We start from the raw sequence: 20,854 nt of genomic DNA on the forward strand, positions 1-20,854 counted from the left end.
GGAAAAGGCAGTGCCAACAAACACTTTTTGGCTAAGTGCTGGCGATGATCATGCCGCAAACCTTGAGCAAGAGAAAATCAAGATAAAGGAAACCTTGGCGCGCGAAGGTTTGGCTTACGTTCGCGGCGGAAACATCGTTCGAGCTGGCACGACATCTACCCTTTCACTGGAAGAAGCTGTCAAAAAGCACGGATTGGCGTCGGTAGATGTTGAGATACAACGTGCTTTGGCTCAGATCGAAAAGGACCCGCATGCGGCTGCGCACTACGCCGGAAATGTGCTTGAAGCTGCGCTGAAGGCTTATCTTGATCACAAAGGAAAACCCTACGGCAGCGGTGATGCCCTTGCAGAACTTTGGAAATCATCAGCGGAGCAAATTGGGCTACGCCCGGTTGATTGGGACAGCAAAGATCTGAAAAAGATTGCGTCTGGATTGAACAGCATTGTCGATGGGATAATGCACCTCCGAAACACGAAAAGTGGTGCGCATGGAAAGTCAGAAGAGCAGACGCGCAACTTCACCATAAAGCCTCGGCACGCGCGCTTGGCAATCCATGCCTCACACACCGTTGCGGCCTATGTCTTGGAGTTGATCGACGGTCCGTAACGCAGTCTTCCCAGTTGCCATCTCCCACCGCCGCACCTCCACGTCGCAATAGACCGGGTCTAGCTCCATCGCGAAGCAGCGCCGCCCAGCGCGCTCGGCGGCAACGATTTGGGTGCCGGAGCCGCAGAACGGCTCGTAGATCAGATGACCGAGATCCGAGAACGCTGTCAGCACCGCCTCGACCAGCGCGACCGGGAACACTGCCGGATGCGATCCGGCCCCGCCCAGTCCGCCCTTGTGGCGCATGATGCGGAAGACGCTGTCCGGGATGCGGTGGCTCTGGATCGCGTTGCCGGTCCCGGTCTTGGCGTGGACGGTGCCGTCGGCACCGCGCAGTCCACCGCCGCCGAGGGTTTTGCCCGCGTGCTTGGACGGGACGGTCTTGTGCGGTTTGCGCGGCGCGCGATTGAAGTGGAAAATGAACTCGTGCGAGGGGGCCAGGCGGCCGTTCCAGTCGCCCGGCAATCCCGGCCCCTGATCCCAAACATACCAACCAAAGCGTCGCCAGCCAGAGGTGCGCATCCATTCCACCCATCCTTCCCAATAGGGCTGCCATTCACTGTCGCGATGCACGAGGCCGAGGTTGACCAATAGCTGTGCGTCATCGGTGACCGGGGCCGCTGCGAACACGCCCTGCATCAGCGCATCCCAATCGCTGACCTTTTCCTTGGCCGCGCCGTAGTCGCGCTGCTGGGCATAGGGTGGCGAGGTGAACATCAGCGTCGCCTGTTCGCCCTGCATCAGCTGGGCCACGGCGGCAGGATCCGTTGCATCGCCGCAGCACAGCCGGTGTTTGCCCAGCGCCCAGATTTCGCCCGGCTTGGTGATCGGATCGGCGGGTGGCTCGGGGATGGAATCGGCGGCATCGTCTGAAATTGCCGGGCGGTCGTCAGCGTCCGCCAGCAAAGCTTCCAGCTCATCCTCTGGGATGCCAATCAGCCCGAGGTCAAAGTCCCCTGCCAACAGCGCCTGCAATTCCTGCAGTAGCAGGCCCTCATCCCAGCCGCCCAGCTCGGTTAATTTGTTGTCGGCGATGCGATAAGCCCGGCGCTGCGCCTCGTTCAGATGGCCCAGCACGATGACTGGCGCTTCGGAAATGCCGAGGTGGGCGGCGGCCAGGACCCGCCCATGGCCCGCGATCAACTCGCCATCGGCGGCAACCAGCACCGGAACCGTCCAGCCGAACTCGGCCATGCTGGCGGCGATCTTGGCCACCTGATCGGCGTCGTGGGTCTTCGCGTTGCGGGCGTAGGGTTTAAGCCGGGCGAGGGGCCAGTATTCGATCTGCTTGGGCGAGACGGGCGCGTTCATACCGCCAGCCTTTTGGCTTTCAGGTCCGCGAACGTCTCGCCGGTTTCGGCCAAGACGGCATTCGCGCCGGTGAATTGCTGCCAGCGCTCGATGGCCACATCGACATAAGCCGGGTTCAACTCGATCCCGAAGCACACACGGCCCGTGGTTTCAGCCGCGATCAACGTGGTGCCGGATCCCATGAAGGGTTCAAACACCGCCTGGCCGGGGTTGGAATTGTTCAGGATCGGGCGGCGCATGCATTCCACCGGCTTCTGCGTGCCATGGACGGTCGCCGCATCTTGATCCTTGTTGGCGATCTGCCACAGCGTTGTCTGCTTGCGATCCCCAGCCCAATGGCCCTTGCCGGTCTTTTTCACGGCATACCAGCAAGGTTCGTGCTGCCAGTGATAATCGCCACGGCTGAGAACCAGCCGGTCCTTGGCCCAGATGATCTGCGACCGGACTGCGAAACCTGCGGCCACCAGGCTCTCGGCAACGGTCGAGGAGTGCAGCGCGCCGTGCCAGACATAAGCGACATCGCCGGGGAACAGCGCCCAAGCCTCCCGCCAGTCAGCACGGTCATCGTTCAACACCTTGCCGGTACGCTTCGTTTTGGCCGCGCCCGCCTGGTTGCGCCAAGAGGGATCATATTCCACGCCATAGGGGGGGTCGGTGACCATTAGCAGAGGGCGAACATCGCCGAGCAGCCGTCCGACCACATCGCCGGCCGTGCTGTCACCGCAGATCAGCCGGTGCGACCCAAGCTGCCAGAGGTCACCCGCAGCCGACACCGGCGTGACCGGCGGTTCGGGAATGTTGTCCTCACCTTCAATCGCACCACCCTCGACCTGATCCGGATCGCGCAGCAGGGCATCCAGATCCTCGTCGGTGATCCCGAGCAACGACAAGTCGAAATCCTCGGCCAGCAGCCCGGCGATCTCGTCGCGCAGCATGGCCTCGTCCCATTCGCCCAGCTCGGTCAGCTTGTTATCGGCGATACGGTAGGCCCGGCGTTCGGCCTCATCCAAGTGGCTGAGCCGGATCACCGGCACATCCTTCAGGCCCAACATCACCGCCGCCAGCACCCGGCCGTGCCCCGCGATCAGTTCCCCATCGTCAGACACCATGCAGGGCACGGTCCAGCCGAACTTCGCCATGCTGGCTGCAATCTTGGCGACCTGGTCAGTGCCGTGGATCTTGGCGTTGCGGGCATAGGGGCGCAGCCGGTCGAGAGGCCAAGTCTCGATCTGGCTCGGTGCGAAGACCAGGTCCATGGGGCGGTTCTCATTTGGGGCAGGGCGGACGTGCCGATGCGCGCCGGGCGATGCCAGCGTCACGATCAGGATCCGCGATGTGGGGAAAAACGAAGGCGCCCGCGAGGGTCATCCTCCGGGCGCAATTCTTCGATGATTAATAGGTAGGTCAAGGGGGCTAGAAATGTCAATCCATTTTCTGCCTTGGAATCAACGTGTTCAGAGATGGCCGGAAGCTTCTGGCGGAGAGATGCGTTCCTATGGTGGCTACTGGCGAGGGTGGCTTCCATCAGGTGGCCGCCCTGGCTTCCGAAAGAAATCCACCTTGCGCGCGCTGCGTGCTGGGTAAGTCACTGATAATGAGTCATAATGCCGAGGCGATCTGTGGGGGTGGCTTCCAAGTGGCTTCCCCGGTGAAAAAGCCACGCGCTAGCGAAATGCCGCGCTGCGCCCCCCCGCATACATTAAGGGCCAGGGAGGAACCATGCCAAGGGGGGCGCGACTCTAGGGAACTACCGAAAATCAAGCGGAAACGCAGATGTTTAGTTCATGCTATTTACTGGTAGTCTTTGCTGCAGAAAGCCGATCATAGACTTGGCTTCCCAGCCACTTAGACACTAGTTCCTGCATCTCCGGCTTGCCCATGTACTCGGCGAATAGCTCCTGGTTTAGGTCCATTCGATCGATGAACAGGGACTCGAGCACCTGCCGAAATACAAGCTGAAACTTGTCGAGCGAGTTGACCTCGGCCGCTTTCTGCAGCGACTCTTGCAGGCTCGCAGCTTCGGCGATCTGATCGAAGAACAATTGATCCGCTTCGTTAAGCTCGCCGCCGAACCGCTGGTTGATCGTGTCAATGAGGCGAGACAGCGAGACGTGTTCCTCGCGCACCATGCCTGACCCCACCTCTCGCGGACCATCCAGTGGTTTGGTATCGCCGTCGTTGAGGCTGATTGAACCTTCACTGATTTTCTGCAACCGGTAGTAGTCGAGTTCGACCTCCTCGTCGAATTTGTATCCCGGCCCACTCTTGCGCTTGGGCAGTTTCAGTGCGAGGTGTCGCAAGTAAGTGAACAGCTTCTCCAAATCGCTGTCTTGATATGGGATCACTTGACTCAGGAAGCTGTACAAGTTGCGGAAGGCTTGCAGCTTTCCGCGCCAAAGCTCAGCTTCATCCTCTTGCGTGGTCTGCAGCCGCTGGAAACGCAAGACTGCCTGATCCAGGATCGCGTTCATCATCTTGTGGTCGCCTGGGCTCTGGCGTCGCTTCGGCGCGAAGAATACCCTCGCAAATTCGGTGACTTCTGTTTGGAAGTAGATGTCCGAGGCGTCCAGTTCCGCCTTGACCTCGTATAGCTTGTCGGGATCGACTTGCTCGCCCATCACGGATCCTTCGTAATATTGGCGGAAGGCCTCCTTGATTTCACCCGGCTCGTTGACAAAGTCGAGCACGAATGTGTCGTCTTTGAGCGGATGGGTGCGGTTCAAGCGCGACAGCGTCTGTACGGCCTGAATGCCTGCGAGGCGCTTGTCTATGTACATCGTGTGCAGCAGCGGCTGATCGAAGCCGGTCTGGTATTTCTCGGCCACCAGCAATACGCGGAAATCAGGCTTAGCGAATGTGTCGGGCAGTTCTTTCTCCCTTAAACCGTCATTCATCTCCACTTCGGTATAGCTTTTCTGCAAATATTTGTCGTCTTCAACACTGCCTGAGAACGCGACCAGGCTCTTGATCGGATAGCCCTTCTCCTGAATGTATCTGTCAAACTCTTGTTTATACCGCACTGCCTCCAACCGCGAGCCGGTCACAACCATGGCCTTGGCGTGGCCGCCGATCTTGTGGCGCGTAAATTGCTGGAAATGCTCGACCATCACCTCAGTCTTCTGGCCGATATTGTGCGGATGCAGGCGCATAAAGCGAGCCAGCGCCTTGGCAGCTTTCTTGCGTTCCACGTTCGGATCGTCCGCGGCATTCTTAATCAGCGTATAGTAAGTCTTATAGGTGACGTAGCTTTTCAGCACGTCTTCTATGAAGCCTTCCTCAATCGCCTGACGCATTGTGAAACGGCAGAAGGGTTCGCCATCGCGTCCAAAAATCGCCAGAGTCTTGTGTTTGGGCGTAGCGGTGAAAGCGAAGAAACTCATGTTCGGCTGCTTGCCACGCTTCGCCATGGAACGGAACAGGAGCTCGAGTTCACCCTCGCCTTCCTCCTCAGCCATCTCCTGCGCCCTAAGGCGCAGCTCCGCGCCGCCCAGCACGCCCTTGAGCTCCGTCGCCGTCTCGCCCGATTGCGAACTGTGGGCCTCGTCGATAATCACCGCATATTTGCGTGTTGGTAGATGGCTCCTGCTGCCTTCACCGCGCTCATCGCTCAGCTTGGCCAGCTGCCGGGAAACGAATGGGAACTTCTGCAGAGTGGTGATGATAATCGGCACGCCAACTTCCAACGCTTCGGCCAGTTGGCGTGAGTCCCCGTCAATCTTTTGCACCACGCCTTGCCGATGATCGAATTGGTAAATGGTGTTTTGCAACTGGCGGTCTAACACCACGCGGTCAGTGATGACTACGACACTATCAAAAATCCGCTCGTCATGTTCATTGTGCAAGCTGGAAACGCGATGCGCCAGCCAAGCGATGGTGTTGCTTTTACCGCTGCCTGCCGAATGCTCGACCAGATAATTATGCCCCAAGCCTTCGCGGGCTGCGGCCTCCACCATCTGGCGCACCGCTTGCAACTGGTGATACCGCGGAAAAATGAGGCTCTCCTTTCGCACCACCTTCCCGTCATCCGCAGTTTTTTCTTCCACATTCAGATGCAGAAAGCGGGCTAGCAGATCAAGCAGACTGTCTCGTTGCAGCACTTCTTCCCACAGGTAGGCCGTCTTGTAGTTACGCCCCGCGCTGTCCGGTGGGTTACCGGCACCGCCGTCCATGCCCTGATTGAAGGGAAGAAAATGTGTTGAGATGCCCGCCAGCCGCGTGGTCATGTGAGCTTCCTCGGTGTCCACAGCGAAGTGCACCAAAGCGCGCTTGGTGAACAAGAAGATTGGTTCTCTCGGGTCTCGGTCGTGGCGGTACTGGTGGATCGCATTAACCGCAGTTTGCCCACTCAAGGGGTTCTTTAGCTCTAACGTCACCAAAGGAATGCCGTTAACCGACAGCACCACATCCAGCGACTTTTCGTTCTTCGGGCTGAAATACAGTTGGCGCGTGAGACCTAGAAGATTGGCTTGGTATCGCGCCTCAAGTTCTGGGTTAAGCCCGTGCGCTGGGCGGAAATAGGCGATCCGCAGAGTCTTTCCAAAACATTTGAAGCCATGGCGCAGTGTGGCTAGTGCGCCATGGCTGTCCAGCCACTTGCATAGCGATTCCAGCACCCGTGTACCGGTTTGCTCGCCATGCAGCGCTTCCAGCTTTGCCCAAACCTTGCCTTGGGTGGTGCTGATGAATGCCAATGCTTCATCAGGAAAGATCGCAAGTTTGCGGTCGAAGCCTTTTGCGGCAACCCGTGTATACCCATCAGCAAGCAGAACCGATTCGATTGCGGTTTCAAAAGCGGCTTCGCTGGTGCGCCCTATGCTCATCTCCCTGCGCCCCCTTCGATGTACTTTGGAAGTAGCTGTTTGAGTACAAAGCAAAATTCCTGAAGGCGACCGTCTTTGTTACGTTCTTCGATGTTAGCTAGGGCGATTTTTGCATCTGCGATAGATAAAGGGCGGTTCCGGGTCTTTAGTCCGAATCCGAAGAAACCATCTATCCTTGCTTTTCTCAATTGACGCAGTGTGGATGAATCCAATTGAAGAACTTCTATTGTTTTTGATGCTACGTCATGGTCGACAGGATTGGGGTGAACATGGCCGCTCCAGACGAAGCGAAAGCGCCGATCACAATCGTCAGATAGAGGTGATAAGAACAAGTCGACATCCCACCAACCTCCCTTGACCGGTGCACCGTAGCCGTGAGAACTGTCCCCACCATCGGCGGGAAAGCAGGCAACAACGTTCCTGTACTCGACGTCCTCCCATTCAGCACATTCGCACTGGGGTTTCACATGCTCGACATGGGACGAGTCGCTGTTTATCGAACGTCCCGTGTAGGCGCAAAGCCACCCCTGCTCGTCAAGTAGCTTTGACTTTAGGGCACCATGTGCCTGTGTTCCTAACAGATCACGATAGGTGTGATTGATATCCCGATTCTCGTCTTTCCACGATTGCAGCTCCTGAGGTGAATGTGTCTTAACAATCCTTCTCATTCAGAGCTCAATAGCGCGAAGCGGTCCAACAGCGCTATAGCCTCCTGCAGATCCGAAAAATCACCAATTTCCGCGCGTAGCTCTTCTGCAAGACTTCGTGCTCTCTTCAAGTCGTCTTCATCAATTGCTTGATAGATTGCAGAAATTCGTTGCTCAGTCTCGTAGTCTCGGGCGGTCACGCCCATAATGTTTTGCAGAATCCAGCTGCTGTCCATACCAAAAGACTGGGAAGTCCTGGCCTGAACTACTTTTCCTGTCTCTCCATGGTGCAATAGTCGCAATTTTTCAGGGCGCACTTGGCCAATGATTTGTGGAGAATGGGTTGTTACAATGAACTGGCAACACGTGAACGTGTTTTTAAGAAGTCTTAATACCCGTCGCTGCCACCTTGGATGTAGGTGCAGCTCGATCTCGTCAATCAACACTATAGCAACGCCCTCGGCTATTGGGTTGTCGCTGTCTGGGTTGGCGATTGCGAGACGACGAGTCAGATCAAACACTAAGGCTAGCAGGCCTCTTTCGCCATCAGAGAGTTGTTCGAGAAATAGCGTTTGGTCATTCTTTGTCACGCTGAATCGCGGTGGCCTTGTGTCGTGCAGCATCAGATTGTAGACCTCCGGTAGAAATTTTCCGATTGCCTGTCCCAGCTGCTGAAAGAGACGGTCTTTGGTAGCAGTGGATGCTTCAGATGAGATCACCCGATACCAGTTTGCGAAGTCATTGAGGGAGACTTCGACTTGGTTAAGGGACTTGTCATATGCTGCCGCGGCATCTATTTTTTTTGTTTTTGGCAGAGCCGGTGGTAATCGAGATAGAAAACGTGATGTCGTATAGAGCACGGCGAGCGGTTGCCTGCGATCGCCCTTTGCCTCAATGATTAGCGAAGCCACGTCAGCGGTCACATTTTCGGACAAGAAGCGCACAGCCGCTATATTCGATGCTTGATCGAGCTGGATTTCAATAGGCCTGATCTCATCATTGATTTCCTGCTCTTCTTTTGAGCCCTTCTTTGTCTCTCGTGTGGCAAAGCGCAGTTCGTCCCGACGCTTTATCAAATTCTCGGTTCGTTCGGCTGAAAGCGGAGCCGCGTGAGTCAAATCGACTATAGCGTAGGATAAATCGAGGCGCAGCGTGGCCGAGACTGATAATCCATGCTTGCCTGACTGAACATCGGTATCGCTCAAGCCAAGGGTCGGTTCTTTGGAAACCGTGAACTTCGGCAATGCTAGCGAGAGAGCGGCTGTGAGCGCCTTCAATATGCCGGATTTACCTACTCCGTTTACTCCAGCGATCACGGTCACGTCATCTGAAAAATCGAGGTCGATCTGCTCAAAACCCCGAAAATTTGCTAAAACGAGTTTCTTTAGTTTCATCCGAGCATTTCCTCTGGAGGTATTTGGCCGGTGACGGCAGCCGTGATCAGTGCAACGCGGCGTTCTTTAGCCAAAAAAACTGACCGAAGAAGCAAGCCCTCCATATGACGAATATGTGAGCGCTCTTGTTCGATGAACGTTACAATAGCCTGCTGTTCTTCGATAGGAGGGTAAGGAAAGTGGAGGGATAGAAAAGCATCTGTATAAAGACGCAAGAAACCTTGTTCGCCAGTACCAAGACCTTTTGAAGATGACCTGAACACCGCTTGAAGAAGTGATGTCTTGAACAGCTCCAGAAAGTACTCAATTGATAGTTCATTGTTTAAAACGTCGAACACTGCGTAATCAGGGCTTACTAAGCCTGGCTCACTAGCGACCGCAATTAGTCCACTGGCCGCACGCATTCGATTGATTACCATTTGGCCAGGCTCGATCTTCTTGAACCCAATGACATCACTTGCTTTCAGGAATTTTTTCGATACATCGTTGTGGCGCACTAATCCTTTCCCCATTCGCAACGAAAGTAGTGTCTCTTCCCCAGTATCCGTCCGTCTGTCGACTTCACGAAAAAGCCCTTTCGCTCGCTGCTCCTTCCAATGTGTTGGTATCGCGCCCAGCCAATCTTGGTTTGAAGTTTTAAGCGCGGCTCCGGGGTCGAGTCCGCGGATGACGACTCGGCTGACAAGGGCGACGCGCTTTTCTTCCAGCAAGGCCAGCATTTTTTGCTTTTCGGAAACCAGCTCATCAATGCGTGCTGTTTCGCGATCGAGGTAGTCGGCGATGAGGCGCTGAGTCTCGCTCGAAGGCCTAGGGAGGTGGTGTTGTCGGAGCAGTTCAGGCGAGACCCGCTTGAGCCCTCCAGCGCCAGTCATAGAGGCTTCACCATCTTGCTTGAAACTGGAAGATTGTAAGTAATAGAAAAGGAACTTTCGATCAATCGCCGTTGGTCGAATTACAAATATTTCCGAAGTCCCAAAGCCTTTTCCCCCGACAAGGTTCTTAGAAATTGCAATATTTCCATTCTCAAAGCAGGGCGTAACTTTTGCAAGAAGGATATCACCTTCTGCAAAGACGTTGTACGATGGCGTGTACTTTGAATAGGTTTCCATGTTTGGAATAAAAAAACCGCTCTTGATCCTATCCATTGGCAGAAACGTGATCATGTCGCTCTCGTTAAACTCTTCCAGAGAAACTGATGGGTTTAGTTTGCTAACGTAGCGCAGCGGAATTGTGGCCCAATCCTTAGGCGTCATCACTCAGTTACCTCCCGCAGCAACGCCAGAATGCGCTGCTCGACGCCAGCCAGTTCCGCATCGATCTCGTACAGTGGGCGCGGCGGCTGATATTGGAAAAACACGCGGTTGAAGTTAATTTCGTAGCCCACCTTTCCAATACCACCGTCTTGTTCGTCCAGTGCCTGACGGTCGATCCACGCATCGGACACGTATGGGCGCACCTCGCGTAAGACATAGCTGACGATGTCTTCTTTCAGGGGAATGTTCTCGGCGTCCTTAAGCGCCGGATCGGGCTCGTACTCGGTGTGCTTGCCCTTTCCGTCGCTATACAAACCCAGCAGAGCATAGAGGTCCTCTTTCGCGATGTCAGCGGTCAAGGTCTGGCCAGGAAACAGGGCGGCTCGATCCAGCGGACGAACCTTGTGTCGTTTTGCGACGACTGGTGCTGCCTCTTGAGCCACGTTGGTGAAGCACTCACGGAAGATTTTCTTCTGCGCCGTGCCCTTGGCGCCCTTGGCCCAGTTCTCTACGTCGCTAGGCAGAGCCTTGAATATCTGTAGAACGGTGTCCCACGCGTGGTTCCAATCCAGCAGCGGCTCTTGCCCAAGCTGATCTTGCACGGCCTGCAGGGCATCGAAAAGTTCGGGGGTTGTGTTGAGGAAGCGCTCGCGCGCTTTGTCGGTGATCTGGAAACGCAGGCGCAGCGGGCGCAGCACTGTAATCCGGCGGTAGCCGAAGTAGGTGTTGTCGAACACGCGGCTGGTTTTGCTGTTCTCCGTGGTGCCATGTTCTCGGGTTATGGTATCGAGCGCGGCCTGGTCGAGGTAGCGGCGCTTGTCGCCCAAGCTGCGCTTCATTGGCGTATAGCGAGCGCGGGCGTCGATCAGTTGAATTTTGCCCTTGCGACGGTCGGCCTTTCGGTTCGTGACCACCCAGATGAACGTGCCAATGCCAGTGTTATAGAACATTTGTTCGGGCAGGGCCACAATGGCCTCAAGCATGTCGCGCTCAATGATCCAACGACGGATATCGCTCTCGCCGCTACCCGCACCGCCGGTGAAAAGTGGCGAACCATTAAAAACAACTGCCGAGCGTGAGCCGGTGTTTTCGCGATCACCGGTTTTATAGTCTTGGAACTTGCTCATCATATAAAGCAAGAATAGCAAGGCACCGTCGTTTATGCGCGGCAACTTTCCACTGTAGCCACGGAAGTTAGGCCACCGGTCTATAGTCTTTTTCTCCGCCTTCCAGTCGACGCCGAAAGGCGGATTGGCCAGCAGGTAGTCGAACTTGTGATTAGGAAAAGGGTCATCGGTGAGGGTGTTCCCAAGCACTACCTGGCCATCCTTGTGGCCCTTGATCAACAGGTCGGAGGCGGCTACGGCGTATGATCTTGGGTTATAGTCCTGCCCAAAGACCTTGACTGTCGCCCGTTCGTTGTGGGCGCGAATCCAGTTCTGCGCTTCGGCTAGCATACCTCCCGTTCCACACGCCGGATCGTAGATGGTGACGATCACGCCCGCTTGCGTGAGCACACTGGTATCGGGTTCGAGCAGCATGTTGACCATGAGCTGGATGACTTCCCGCGGGGTGAAGTGATCTCCAGCTGTTTCATTGGCAGCTTCGTTGAAGCGGCGGATCAGGTCTTCGAAGACCAGGCCCATCGTGATGTTGTCGACATTGCGAGGATGCAGGTCGATTTCGGCGAACTGCGCGATCACTTGGTACAGGCGATTTGATTCTTCGAGCTTCTCAATCTCCTTGTCGAACTCGAAGCGTTCAAAGATTCGGCGGATGTTCTCGGAGAAGCCAGCAATGTAGTCGGCCAAGTGGCGGCCGATGTTGTCTGGGTCGCCCTTGAGCTTGTAGAAATCGAGCTGGCTGTGGTTGTGAAAGCCCAGCGGTTCCCCGTCCTCATCCTTCGCCAGGTTGTTGAGGATGGCGTCTATGTTTTGGATGCCTTTGTCGCTCAGCTCAGCATGGCGCTTGAGAACGGCCTCCTTACTGTGCGCCAGAACTGCGTCGAAACGGCGCAATACGGTGAGAGGCAGCATCACTCGCTCATACTGCGGTGGGCGGTACGGGCCGCGCAGCAGGTCGGCGACGGACCAAATGAAGTTGGCGAGTTGTTGGAAGTTGGCGCTCATGGGTGCATCCTGGAATACGAAAGGCTCTGTTGCGCTGTTGTTGCCCATGGCGCTTCGTCTGTATTCGATAGAAGGCTGTGATTCATTGAGCAAGCGTCGGCTTCTCGCCAACTTTCTATCATCCAGCTATCGCCGATATGGGGCAGATTTTTCGATAGAGTTGGTTCAATGCGAATTTCAGCGCAGTTATGCATTGATGCCATTGATTAATCTGCCTCTACAACTTCTCGTCCGGACAGTATTTCAGCCAGAAGCTGAAATCTAGCCACTAAGCGGTATTCAAAGGCTTTGCCCATTGCCGCCTCTGCCATGGCTGCGCTTTCGGCATCCGGTCCGTCACCTCGACCTCTCGCAGCATTCTGCCTGCGATCAGCCCGTCGCGAACCCAATCCAGCGCCTGCCACCAGTCCTGATAGCCGCGCCGCGCCGAGGCGATCTGCTCCGGATGTGGCCGCCAGGTGACCGGGCAGGCCAAAACCTCCACTGTTCGCCATTTACCGCGGGTCAGCACACGCTCGGTGCCCACCACCACCGTGGTCGCCCGCTCGCCATGCTGATTGCGTTTGGTCTCGACCGGCACGCAGCGCGGTACCGCACCGGGCATCCAGTCCGGTGTCAGCCCGGCGCGCGCCAGTTCAGCCACGCGGATCGCCATGCGGATGCCGCCGAGGCTGTCGGGCATCCCGGCGACGGTGGCGGCGATAACCTCGGCGTCGGGATGAGTGTAGCTGCCCATCTTGTGCTGGCCGCCATCAACCTTGCAGCCGAGCGCCGCGCGTTGCAGCAGGACGTATTCCAGGCCGAAGCCAAAGCCTTCTTCCGACACGTCCTTGGGATGCGGCAGTTCTAGTTGGGCCTTCTCGATCCGGAATGCCCATTCCAGTGCCGCCTGTACGCCCAGCGCAAGTTTTGTGCGTCCGCCGCGATTGAGGATAGGTCTTTGCAAGGTCATAGCACACCCCGCATCCGGAGGCGTTCTGGCGTGACCACACCGCGTTCCAGCATCAATCCACACATGGCGGCGCTGATCATGCTCGGAGGCAGGTATTCGTCGGAGTTCACTTTGGCCGCATAGAACGCCGCCAGCTCATCCGCGCTGTGCTGTGGCTTTCCGTGGGCCTTTCGGCTGCGTTTGGCTGTCAGGGCATTGGCAGCCGCCTGCGCATCGCGCTGGGCAGCGCGTGCCATGAACCGATCCAGCGCTTTGGGTCCATCAGGGGGATTGGGGTGATCGCGTCGGGTCTCGGTGGCGACCTCGATGATCCGGCCTTCGGAGAGTCCGAGGACGTCGATCCAGCGGCGCACATGGGTTCTGGCTGGCGCGCCCTGCCACCAGGCGGGCAGGCTGGCATTTGCGGCGAAGCCCAGCGCCGAGAGCAGCTCTGCAAAGAACCGATCAAAATCAGCCTCGCGCGCAGCCGCGTCCTCCTCCTCCTTTACTGGTTTACTTAGTGGTTCTCTTACAAGGTTAGTGTCCGGATTTCGGACACGGCTTTGGCCGTTTTCCGGACACGGGTCGGGGCAAAATCCGGACACGGCTTTTGGGTCAATCCCGTGTCCGAAATCTGGACACGGATCAACCGCGCGAGGCTCATCGAGACCGTATGGGCCTGCGTCATCGGTGATTTCCACAGCCCCTGCGGTCCCGTGTCCGATTTCCGGACTCGGAACCACATCACGCGGTGTAAAGCCGCGCTCGAACCCCAGGATGTAGCGGGTCGGCAACTGGCGCTTGGTCACCGCATCAATCCGGGGCACGCGGCGCAACAGGCCGCGCGCCTCCAGCTGGCACAGGTGATCGTTCAATGTGGACCGGCTGATCTCGCAATCGTGGGCCAGCCGGGCCTGTGAGGGGAAACAACCAAAGTCCGGGTTGAACCGGTCGCAGAGATGCCAGAGCACGATCTTGGTGGTGGGTTTTAACCCGCGCTGCTTGATGGCCCAGTTGGTGGCGTCATGGCTCATGGCGCGGGCCTCCGCACAGTAGGCGCAATGCGCGTCGTAAAACCGTGATCGGCCAGCGCGCCCAGCGCGTCGTCGAGGCTGCGCACTAGGGCCCAGCCAAAACCCTGCGCCAGCACGGCTTCGCGGAAGGCCTCCTGCGTCGGACGCATCCGTCCTTTCGGGGCTTTCAGCTCGAGAAACAGCACGCGGCCGTCGCACAGGACCATCAGATCGGCAAAGCCCGCATGGACGCCCATGCCGACGAGGATCGCCTGGCGCTTTGCACCGCGGGGGCCAGCCTCGGTCACCTCGTTGGCGCAGTGATGGATGATTGCCGTGCGGGGCAGTGCCAGGCGCAAGGCTTGCACGACAGAGCGCTGCAGATCAGCTTCGGGTGTGCCGCGGCGCATCATCCTGCGGCTCTCCCGTTCTCTTCGCGCTGGGCACACCGCACCGGCCGCCGTGCGTCGATCACCACCAACAGCCGCTGCGCATCTTCACGCTCGGCAGCGGTGTCGCCATGGGCGGCCAGGACATTGCAGGCGAGCCGGATCAGGTGGTCGGAATGATGCGCGACATCGGCGATGACGGCGCGTGCCTCGGCCAGCCGGTCTTGGGGCCAGTCGGACGTGCGGGTTTGAACGAGCATCACCGACGGCCTCCCGAACGGCGGCGGCGCGGAGCGGCTTGCTCCTGCTCTTCCAGCCACTCTTCGACGGCGGCGCGACGGTAATAGACCTTCCGCCCGGCGCGGACGCAGGGCGGTCCAAAGCGCTGGGCCTCCCAGCGGCGTAGCGTGTCGACCGACAGGCCGAGCTCCAGCGCGAGATCAAGGCGGCTGATCCAGCCGACCAGCAGCGTGCGCGGTTTGTCCTTTGGGTCTGGCATCGATCCGAGATGCGGCATCGGGGTCTCCCTGTTTCTGGGCCCGGTGACGGTGTGCGTCACGGGGCGTTTGCAGAAAGCAGTGAGCGCAGGGCCGAAGGGGTGGCGGGAAGGCGCAGGGTGGCGCAAAGGATGCCGCTCTTGCGCCACCCCTTGTTTTATTGGGTTTTCGAGGTTGACGAGCGCGGAGTGTCATGGTGCGAGAGTTCGCGGCCCGGGGCCGAAATGGACACCACACCTGCAAACACCTGCGAACAGCCGCATTGGCAGGCTTTTACGGGCATTGGTGGGCAAAGTGGGGGTGGCATCCGGCACGACACCCCTGCCACCCATTGATTTCCTTGGGTATTCGTAAATTCGCGCCGGTCTTGTTGGGTGGTTTGTGCCGGAGAGGGGCTTCCACGGTCACGATACCTGTTTTGGATCAGGGTGGACGCCCCTGTCAGCCCATCAGCGCAGCGCCGAAACACCATAAAAACATGGGGTGGCGCAAGGATGGCGACCTTTCCGCCACCTTCTGCCTCCCTGCCACCCGGGCTCGCATGCTTGACTTGATAGTGCGGCGAAACCACGCCTCATGTCGGATGCAAGAAGGAACCAACGCATGCCCGAACGCATCAAACTAACCGAAAAAGTGCTCCGCGAGGCTGAACCCGCCTCGGGGCGCGACTACCAGATCTTCGACACCGACGTGCGTGGCTTTGCCGCCTGCATCTACCGCGGCGGCGGCCGGGCATTCACGCTCGATTACCGCAACGCCGGGCGTCAGCGCCGGATGACCTTCGGGCGTTGGCCGGATTGGTCGGTGTCAGCGGCGCGGGAACGGGCCAAGGAACTACGTCGCGAGATCGATGCCGGGGGCGACCCGCTCGCCCAGCGCGAGACCAAACGCGAGGCACCCCGCGTGACGGACCTGATCGAACGCTACTGCGCCGAGCATCTGCCGAAACTGTCGGAACGCAGTGCGGCCGACCAGCGATCCGCGCTGGCAAAGCTGGTGGCCCCGGTCTGGGGTCGGAAACTGGTGACAGAAATCACGCAGACTGACGTCGACAAGCTGCTGACCAAGATCGCCGCGGGCCGGGCCCGCCCGCACAAGGACAAGCCCAACAACCGGGCGCGCAAATTGCAGCCCGCGAAGCCTACGCCAGTGCGCGCCAACCGTATCGGGGAGGTCCTGCGCAAGATGTTCACGCTGGCCGTCCAATGGGGGTGGTGCGAGGACAACCCTGCCCAGCGCTTCCACCGGCGCATTGAAACACCGCGCGAACGGTTTCTGTCGCAGGAGGAAATCGCCAGCCTTGCCGCAGCCCTTGATGCTGCGGAAGATCGCCGTGCCGCTGATATCATCCGCATGTGCATGCTGACCGGTGCCCGGCTGGGCGAGGTGCGGCAGGCGCGGTTCGAACAATTCAACCTTGAACACATGAGCTGGTCAAAGCCGCCTGCCATGACGAAGCAGCGCCGCGCGCACCGTGTGCCGATCTCGGACGAAACGGCCGCTATCGTGCGCCAGCGCCAGCTTCTGATGCCGCGCGGCATCCCATGGCTGTTTCCCGGAGATGTGCCCGGCCAGCCGGTGCAAGAGGTGCGCCGGTTTTGGGCCCAGATCCAGAAGACGTGCAGCCTATCTGATGTGCACATCCACGACCTGCGCCACACCTTCGCCTCGCTGCTGGTCAGTGGCGGCGCGTCACTGGAAATGATCGGCAAGCTGCTTGGGCATAGCCAGATGCAGACCACCCTGCGCTATGCCCACCTGATGGACTCGCCCCTGCGCGCCGGTGTCGATGCCGTCGCGATTGCGTTCCGGCCGAAACCACGGCTGGTTCACGTCGCGGGCGATCACGGCGACGCCAAGTCGGCCTGACGTGGCCCGGCGCGGACCTAGATTATCACGCATCCTCCCGCCGCACGGCTTTCCATATCGGCGTGATCCGCCGCCGAATGCTGCGGCTGTCGGGCATCTTCTTGCCATCCGTCTGATCCGCGAACCATTCCTGCATTTCGGCGACCAACTCGGCTTGGGTCGGGGGAAACCCGTGGTCGTGAATGCGCAGGATCAAGGCAACCATCATCCCCTCCCAATCGTAGGATGTTGCGGCACCTGGCCCGGATGCCACCCGCCGAACCATATCGTTTTCCTCTTCAAAAGCATGGACCTCCTCCGCAGGGATCATCATGTCGGCCAAACCAACAGGAATGCCGCCAGCAGAATCCGTGATCAGCAGCCAGTCTTGGCGGCCCAAAGGTTGGATGCGCCGCATGACGCCTTCAGAGGGGCCGGTGCCACACCGGCGAAACAGCGGGAGTAATTCCATAGGGGACAGCACCACCATACCCGCGATGATCTCCTCGCCACAGCGGACAGCTGAAATCCCAGTCAAAATCTGAAACCTGCCTGTATGGGCCCACCCCGCGATATCCGCGATATTGCAGCCCCAGCGCGCCGAGGCCTCATGAAGGGTGAAAAACACTCGCGGCGGCAGGGCCATGATCGATACATCCTCCTCTGGACAGAGGACGAGCCGTACTCAAACCGCCTGCTGCCCGCGCCGGGAAAGCGCAGAGTAAGTATGATCGGAGACAACGCCGTTCACAGCGCCAAAGCGCTGCGACCTTGTCCAAAGTGCCATTCCGATAGACCTGTTATGCTTTTGGTTGAGGACTGCTCTCCCCACACGCGCAGATTGCATCGGGCTAAGATTCGGAGCAAGAGGGGGGACCGAAAGTCGCTGTGGATAAGTGCAGATGATATTGACGGCATTTACGAGCAACGAGCGGTCAATCAAGCCAATTTAGATCCGGCGGAAAGCGGCCTTTCGCAGCACCAAGCTCGAACGGCCGCTACGTGCAGATAGCACCCTCTGCAAAGTCAAGGTCGCAGGGCGCGGCGGAACCAGGTGACCTGGCCGAGCAGAGCTCGAACCATACTTTCTGATGCTGCGGTGCGGCCCGTCGAAGGAGACCTCTGCTGGGCTTTCTTGCAGCATGACTGTAATGCGTTTAGTGCAACATTGCATTCCAACGCATTTTGTCTGACACATGTAGAAAAGTGGCCTTAGAGCCGCGTGAGTGGATGAGGCGAAATCGTTGGAACCGATCAGTGACCTGAATGTGGAGTCGGAACTCAGCTACGCATATCTACATGCGGTTGCCTCACATGCTGGCGCTTCTTGCTCCGTGTCCAACCGCCACGAGGACAATGCGGGAGTCGACGCAAAGATCACTGCATGGGGTCCGTTTCCAAGTGGCGGATATCGTCATGAAGTCGATCTCAAAGTGCAGCTGAAGGCCACCATAAGCGAGCCCGTTGAAAAAAATGGGTGTTTGTCCTACAGTTTCTCTGGGATCAAGCAATACGACGATTTGCGTCGCGACACAGTTGCTACACCACGGATACTCGTCGTTCTGTTCCTACCCAAGAGTAAGAAGGCGTGGTTGACCCACAGTGAAAAAACACTGTCGCTCAGTAAATGTGCATATTGGGTAAGCTTGCTAGATGCACCACCTTCGACTAACGGGTCTTCGCAGACAGTCTACCTGCCAAAGACCCAAAAGTTTGATGTTGCTAACCTTGCAGATATTTGTGACCAGATCGCTTCTGGCAAGAAACTGAAATACGCTGGAAGGCCAGCATGAAGAACTTAAGTCTAATAAATGCGACTGACTTACGTGATTTCCTCAAAGGAAATGGCTGGGTGGTAAATACTGCTGCACTGGACGACGAGTTATATGTATTAGAGAATCCAGATTATGCTAGACGGCAGTTAGTATTCCCGGTTCAACAATCGGCAGCTGATTTTATAGACAGCACTCTGAGCGTCGTTGAAAAATTTGCAGAACTTACAGGTGAAACTGTTCAAGCAATAATACCACGTATTACGAGTGTTCGAAATGATGGGTTAAGGCTCCGAGTTCATTCGAGATATGATGACACAACACTTCCTTTAGATTTCGCGTCCAACTTGGTCGAAAATGTCGAAAAACTCATCAAATCAGCTGCATGCACAGTTTTGAAACCTCGTGTAATGCACCCGCGCCTGTCCCACAGAGAGGCGCTTCAAATGATTGGGCATTCTAGATTTGGCCAGACAGAAGTGGGAAGTTTCATTATAAATGTGTCTTGCCCGATCAACGCGCTTGACGCACAGGGATCATTAGAGATTGATGAAAATGACGCGCCTTTTGTAAGGCAGGTTTTCAATACAATGGGCCAAAGTATTCATAAACTTGTCAGGTCGGTTGAGGCCGACACTCTAGATGAACTAGTTAGGGATCTCAAGGAGTCGCCAAGCCCACTGATATCTTCGAATATGTGTGAAGCGTTGGCCGCTATGCATGATGATGATTTAGCGAACTCTATTGATATTGGGTTTAGTTGGTCGTCACTTCGACCTATTACTAGCGCGGTCAAGCTGAAACCAATTCGAATTCAGCGCGACTATTTTTCTCGGATCGAGGAGGTCCGAAAGGAATTACGTGCGGTCGAGTTGCAAGCACCGGAATCTTATATTGGGACCGTCGAAAGACTTGATGGCGACATGGGTGAAGATGGCTCGCGTTCTGGAAGCGTCTTGCTTGTTTTACTACTAACCGACGAAGATCAATCAGTCCGAGCCAATGTCTCTTTGAACCCGACACAGTATTCTGATGCGATAAGAGCACATGAGACTAATGGAGCGTATGTTAGAGTGACAGGGAGATTGAGGTCAGGACAACAACCGAGAAGTCTAACGGAAATTACGCAATTTGAGTTGATTCCAGGCAAGCGTTAGACATGCCATTTTATGCTATAAAATTCTCTTAGCTATTATGAATTTCGGCTATCGGTGGATTGGACTAAGCCGCTCCGCGGCATTGGCACCTGACCGCGAGGTCGGCACTTATTTCACGGTTTTTCTTTGCGGCAGGCCCTTCTGGGCTGACGATTGAGGTCTTCTCAATCATCAGACAGGAGGTTCCCATGACAGAGGAGAAGACCACCCCGCTGCGCCAGCGGATGATCGAAGACATGGATATTCGCGGGCTGTGCGAGAAGACGCAAAAAGCCCACATCCGGAATGTGAAGCATTTCGCGTCATTCCTCGGGCGGCCGCCCGACACAGCTACCCCCGAAGATCTGCGCGCCTATCAGCTCAGGATGACACAGGACGGCGTGACGGCCAGCACCTACAACGTGCGCATCATTTCCCTGCGGTTCTTTTTCGGCATCACCTGTGGACGCGATGAGATGAAACGCTTCATGCAGTTTCATCGCAAGCCCCGCAAATTGCCGATTGTCCTGAGTGTCGAGGAGGTGGCTGATTTGATGGCCGCCGTGCCCGGCCCTGGGCTCAAATATCGGGCGGCTCTTGGCATCAGTTACGGTGCCGGGCTGCGTGCATCCGAAGTCTGCAACCTCAAGGTCAAGGATATCGACAGCGATCGGATGCTGATCCATGTCGATGATGGCAAGGGAGGGCGGGATCGCAAGGCTATGCTGTCGCCAAGCCTGCTGGATCTGTTGCGCGACTATTGGCGCGAGTCGCGCCCCGAGGGGTGGTTGTTCCCCGGCAAGCCAAAGATCAGCCCGCTATCGTCCCGACAACTGAACCGTGCATTCACCTCAGCCAAGCACATGGCAGGTATCCAGAAGGCCGCTACGCTGCACACATTGCGGCACAGCTTCGCCACACACCTGCTGGAAGCCAACACGGACGTGCGGGTGATCCAGGTGTTGCTTGGCCACTCCAAGCTGACGACCACTGCCCGGTATGCCCATGTGGCAACAAAGACTATCCGCAGCACCGTCAGCCCTTTCGAGCAGATGAAGCTCTTGCAAGACGAGACCTTGCGACGAGGGGTGGAATAGCGCCAAGGGC

At 57.2% G+C, this 20,854-nt stretch carries 18 protein-coding genes; 5 read left to right on the forward strand and 13 right to left on the reverse strand.

All coding sequences use genetic code 11. The features are described from left to right. Positions 1-607: abortive infection family protein (locus AKU94_RS01850; RefSeq protein WP_050525661.1), on the forward strand; the 607-nt coding region annotated here is incomplete at its 5' end. Here AKU94_RS01850 and AKU94_RS01855 read toward each other — a convergent pair. The 12 genes from AKU94_RS01855 to AKU94_RS01910 all read right to left on the reverse strand — a co-directional run bounded on the left by AKU94_RS01855 (position 560) and on the right by AKU94_RS01910 (position 15,011). After that, positions 560-1,918, reverse strand: a complete 1,359-nt coding sequence (locus AKU94_RS01855; RefSeq protein WP_050525662.1) for a site-specific DNA-methyltransferase — start codon at positions 1,916-1,918, stop codon at positions 560-562. The genes AKU94_RS01850 and AKU94_RS01855 overlap by 48 nt on opposite strands. Then, the gene (locus AKU94_RS01860; protein ID WP_050525663.1) at positions 1,915-3,174 is read right to left on the reverse strand and encodes a site-specific DNA-methyltransferase; all 1,260 of its coding nucleotides are present in this window, start codon (positions 3,172-3,174) and stop codon (positions 1,915-1,917) included. Before AKU94_RS01860 ends, AKU94_RS01855 begins: the two co-directional genes overlap by 4 nt. Positions 3,175-3,705: 531 nt before the next feature. Further along, positions 3,706-6,738 carry a type I restriction endonuclease subunit R gene (locus tag AKU94_RS01865; RefSeq protein WP_050525664.1) on the reverse strand — a complete coding sequence of 1,011 codons (3,033 nt, stop codon included), beginning with the start codon at positions 6,736-6,738 and terminating at the stop codon, positions 3,706-3,708. Continuing rightward, on the reverse strand, positions 6,735-7,406 hold the full coding sequence (locus AKU94_RS01870; RefSeq protein ID WP_050525665.1) for a retron system putative HNH endonuclease: 672 nt from the start codon (positions 7,404-7,406) through the stop codon (positions 6,735-6,737). Before AKU94_RS01870 ends, AKU94_RS01865 begins: the two co-directional genes overlap by 4 nt. Next, positions 7,403-8,779, reverse strand: a complete 1,377-nt coding sequence (locus AKU94_RS01875; protein ID WP_050525666.1) for an AAA family ATPase — start codon at positions 8,777-8,779, stop codon at positions 7,403-7,405. Before AKU94_RS01875 ends, AKU94_RS01870 begins: the two co-directional genes overlap by 4 nt. Beyond that, positions 8,776-10,032 carry a restriction endonuclease subunit S gene (locus AKU94_RS01880; protein WP_050525667.1) on the reverse strand — a complete coding sequence of 419 codons (1,257 nt, stop codon included), beginning with the start codon at positions 10,030-10,032 and terminating at the stop codon, positions 8,776-8,778. Before AKU94_RS01880 ends, AKU94_RS01875 begins: the two co-directional genes overlap by 4 nt. Then, the gene (locus AKU94_RS01885) at positions 10,032-12,161 is read right to left on the reverse strand and encodes a type I restriction-modification system subunit M (protein ID WP_050525703.1); all 2,130 of its coding nucleotides are present in this window, start codon (positions 12,159-12,161) and stop codon (positions 10,032-10,034) included. Before AKU94_RS01885 ends, AKU94_RS01880 begins: the two co-directional genes overlap by 1 nt. 268 nt (positions 12,162-12,429) lie before the next feature. Further along, positions 12,430-13,113 (reverse strand): hypothetical protein, encoded by a 684-nt coding sequence (locus AKU94_RS01890; RefSeq protein WP_050525668.1) that lies wholly within the window; start codon positions 13,111-13,113, stop codon positions 12,430-12,432. Further along, a complete protein-coding gene (locus AKU94_RS01895) occupies positions 13,110-14,126 on the reverse strand; it encodes a helix-turn-helix domain-containing protein (protein ID WP_050525669.1) in 1,017 nt (338 codons plus the stop codon). Before AKU94_RS01895 ends, AKU94_RS01890 begins: the two co-directional genes overlap by 4 nt. After that, positions 14,123-14,518 (reverse strand): VRR-NUC domain-containing protein, encoded by a 396-nt coding sequence (locus AKU94_RS01900; RefSeq protein ID WP_050525670.1) that lies wholly within the window; start codon positions 14,516-14,518, stop codon positions 14,123-14,125. The genes AKU94_RS01895 and AKU94_RS01900 overlap by 4 nt, the downstream gene beginning before the upstream one ends. Continuing rightward, positions 14,515-14,754 carry a hypothetical protein gene (locus AKU94_RS01905; protein WP_050525671.1) on the reverse strand — a complete coding sequence of 80 codons (240 nt, stop codon included), beginning with the start codon at positions 14,752-14,754 and terminating at the stop codon, positions 14,515-14,517. Before AKU94_RS01905 ends, AKU94_RS01900 begins: the two co-directional genes overlap by 4 nt. Continuing rightward, positions 14,754-15,011: a helix-turn-helix transcriptional regulator gene (locus AKU94_RS01910; protein WP_050525672.1), complete on the reverse strand. Its 258-nt coding sequence runs from the start codon at positions 15,009-15,011 to the stop codon at positions 14,754-14,756. Before AKU94_RS01910 ends, AKU94_RS01905 begins: the two co-directional genes overlap by 1 nt. A 583-nt stretch (positions 15,012-15,594) precedes the next feature. Here AKU94_RS01910 and AKU94_RS01920 point away from each other — a divergent pair. After that, positions 15,595-16,860, forward strand: coding sequence for a tyrosine-type recombinase/integrase (locus AKU94_RS01920; RefSeq protein WP_050525674.1), 1,266 nt, complete (start codon positions 15,595-15,597; stop codon positions 16,858-16,860). 25 nt (positions 16,861-16,885) lie between these two features. Here the strand turns inward: AKU94_RS01920 and AKU94_RS01925 are convergent, their stop codons facing one another. Continuing rightward, positions 16,886-17,485: a hypothetical protein gene (locus AKU94_RS01925; RefSeq protein ID WP_050525675.1), complete on the reverse strand. Its 600-nt coding sequence runs from the start codon at positions 17,483-17,485 to the stop codon at positions 16,886-16,888. Positions 17,486-18,065: 580 nt separating this feature from the next. Between AKU94_RS01925 and AKU94_RS01930 the strand changes: the two genes are divergently transcribed. The 3 genes from AKU94_RS01930 to AKU94_RS01940 all read left to right on the forward strand — a co-directional run bounded on the left by AKU94_RS01930 (position 18,066) and on the right by AKU94_RS01940 (position 20,844). Continuing rightward, positions 18,066-18,632, forward strand: a complete 567-nt coding sequence (locus AKU94_RS01930) for a DUF4365 domain-containing protein (RefSeq protein WP_050525676.1) — start codon at positions 18,066-18,068, stop codon at positions 18,630-18,632. Beyond that, positions 18,629-19,768: a hypothetical protein gene (locus tag AKU94_RS01935; RefSeq protein ID WP_157056357.1), complete on the forward strand. Its 1,140-nt coding sequence runs from the start codon at positions 18,629-18,631 to the stop codon at positions 19,766-19,768. Before AKU94_RS01930 ends, AKU94_RS01935 begins: the two co-directional genes overlap by 4 nt. A gap of 188 nt (positions 19,769-19,956) precedes the next feature. Beyond that, positions 19,957-20,844, forward strand: coding sequence for a tyrosine-type recombinase/integrase (locus AKU94_RS01940; protein ID WP_050525678.1), 888 nt, complete (start codon positions 19,957-19,959; stop codon positions 20,842-20,844). The last annotated feature ends 10 nt before the right edge of the window (positions 20,845-20,854 follow it).

This window comes from Pseudorhodobacter aquimaris (assembly GCF_001202025.1).
GTDB lineage: Bacteria > Pseudomonadota > Alphaproteobacteria > Rhodobacterales > Rhodobacteraceae > Pseudorhodobacter > Pseudorhodobacter aquimaris.

What these genes read in the sequence shown, in the direction of transcription:
- AKU94_RS01855 (WP_050525662.1), bottom strand. Translation starts at nt 1,918, where the DNA reads ATGAACGCGCCCGTCTCGCCCAAGCAGATCGAATACTGGCCCCTCGCC.
- AKU94_RS01860 (WP_050525663.1), bottom strand. Translation starts at nt 3,174, where the DNA reads ATGGACCTGGTCTTCGCACCGAGCCAGATCGAGACTTGGCCTCTCGAC.
- AKU94_RS01865 (WP_050525664.1), bottom strand. Translation starts at nt 6,738, where the DNA reads ATGAGCATAGGGCGCACCAGCGAAGCCGCTTTTGAAACCGCAATCGAA.
- AKU94_RS01870 (WP_050525665.1), bottom strand. Translation starts at nt 7,406, where the DNA reads ATGAGAAGGATTGTTAAGACACATTCACCTCAGGAGCTGCAATCGTGG.
- AKU94_RS01875 (WP_050525666.1), bottom strand. Translation starts at nt 8,779, where the DNA reads ATGAAACTAAAGAAACTCGTTTTAGCAAATTTTCGGGGTTTTGAGCAG.
- AKU94_RS01880 (WP_050525667.1), bottom strand. Translation starts at nt 10,032, where the DNA reads ATGACGCCTAAGGATTGGGCCACAATTCCGCTGCGCTACGTTAGCAAA.
- AKU94_RS01885 (WP_050525703.1), bottom strand. Translation starts at nt 12,161, where the DNA reads ATGAGCGCCAACTTCCAACAACTCGCCAACTTCATTTGGTCCGTCGCC.
- AKU94_RS01890 (WP_050525668.1), bottom strand. Translation starts at nt 13,113, where the DNA reads ATGACCTTGCAAAGACCTATCCTCAATCGCGGCGGACGCACAAAACTT.
- AKU94_RS01895 (WP_050525669.1), bottom strand. Translation starts at nt 14,126, where the DNA reads ATGAGCCATGACGCCACCAACTGGGCCATCAAGCAGCGCGGGTTAAAA.
- AKU94_RS01900 (WP_050525670.1), bottom strand. Translation starts at nt 14,518, where the DNA reads ATGATGCGCCGCGGCACACCCGAAGCTGATCTGCAGCGCTCTGTCGTG.
- AKU94_RS01905 (WP_050525671.1), bottom strand. Translation starts at nt 14,754, where the DNA reads ATGCTCGTTCAAACCCGCACGTCCGACTGGCCCCAAGACCGGCTGGCC.
- AKU94_RS01910 (WP_050525672.1), bottom strand. Translation starts at nt 15,011, where the DNA reads ATGCCGCATCTCGGATCGATGCCAGACCCAAAGGACAAACCGCGCACG.
- AKU94_RS01920 (WP_050525674.1), top strand. Translation starts at nt 15,595, where the DNA reads ATGCCCGAACGCATCAAACTAACCGAAAAAGTGCTCCGCGAGGCTGAA.
- AKU94_RS01925 (WP_050525675.1), bottom strand. Translation starts at nt 17,485, where the DNA reads ATGGCCCTGCCGCCGCGAGTGTTTTTCACCCTTCATGAGGCCTCGGCG.
- AKU94_RS01935 (WP_157056357.1), top strand. Translation starts at nt 18,629, where the DNA reads ATGAAGAACTTAAGTCTAATAAATGCGACTGACTTACGTGATTTCCTC.
- AKU94_RS01940 (WP_050525678.1), top strand. Translation starts at nt 19,957, where the DNA reads ATGACAGAGGAGAAGACCACCCCGCTGCGCCAGCGGATGATCGAAGAC.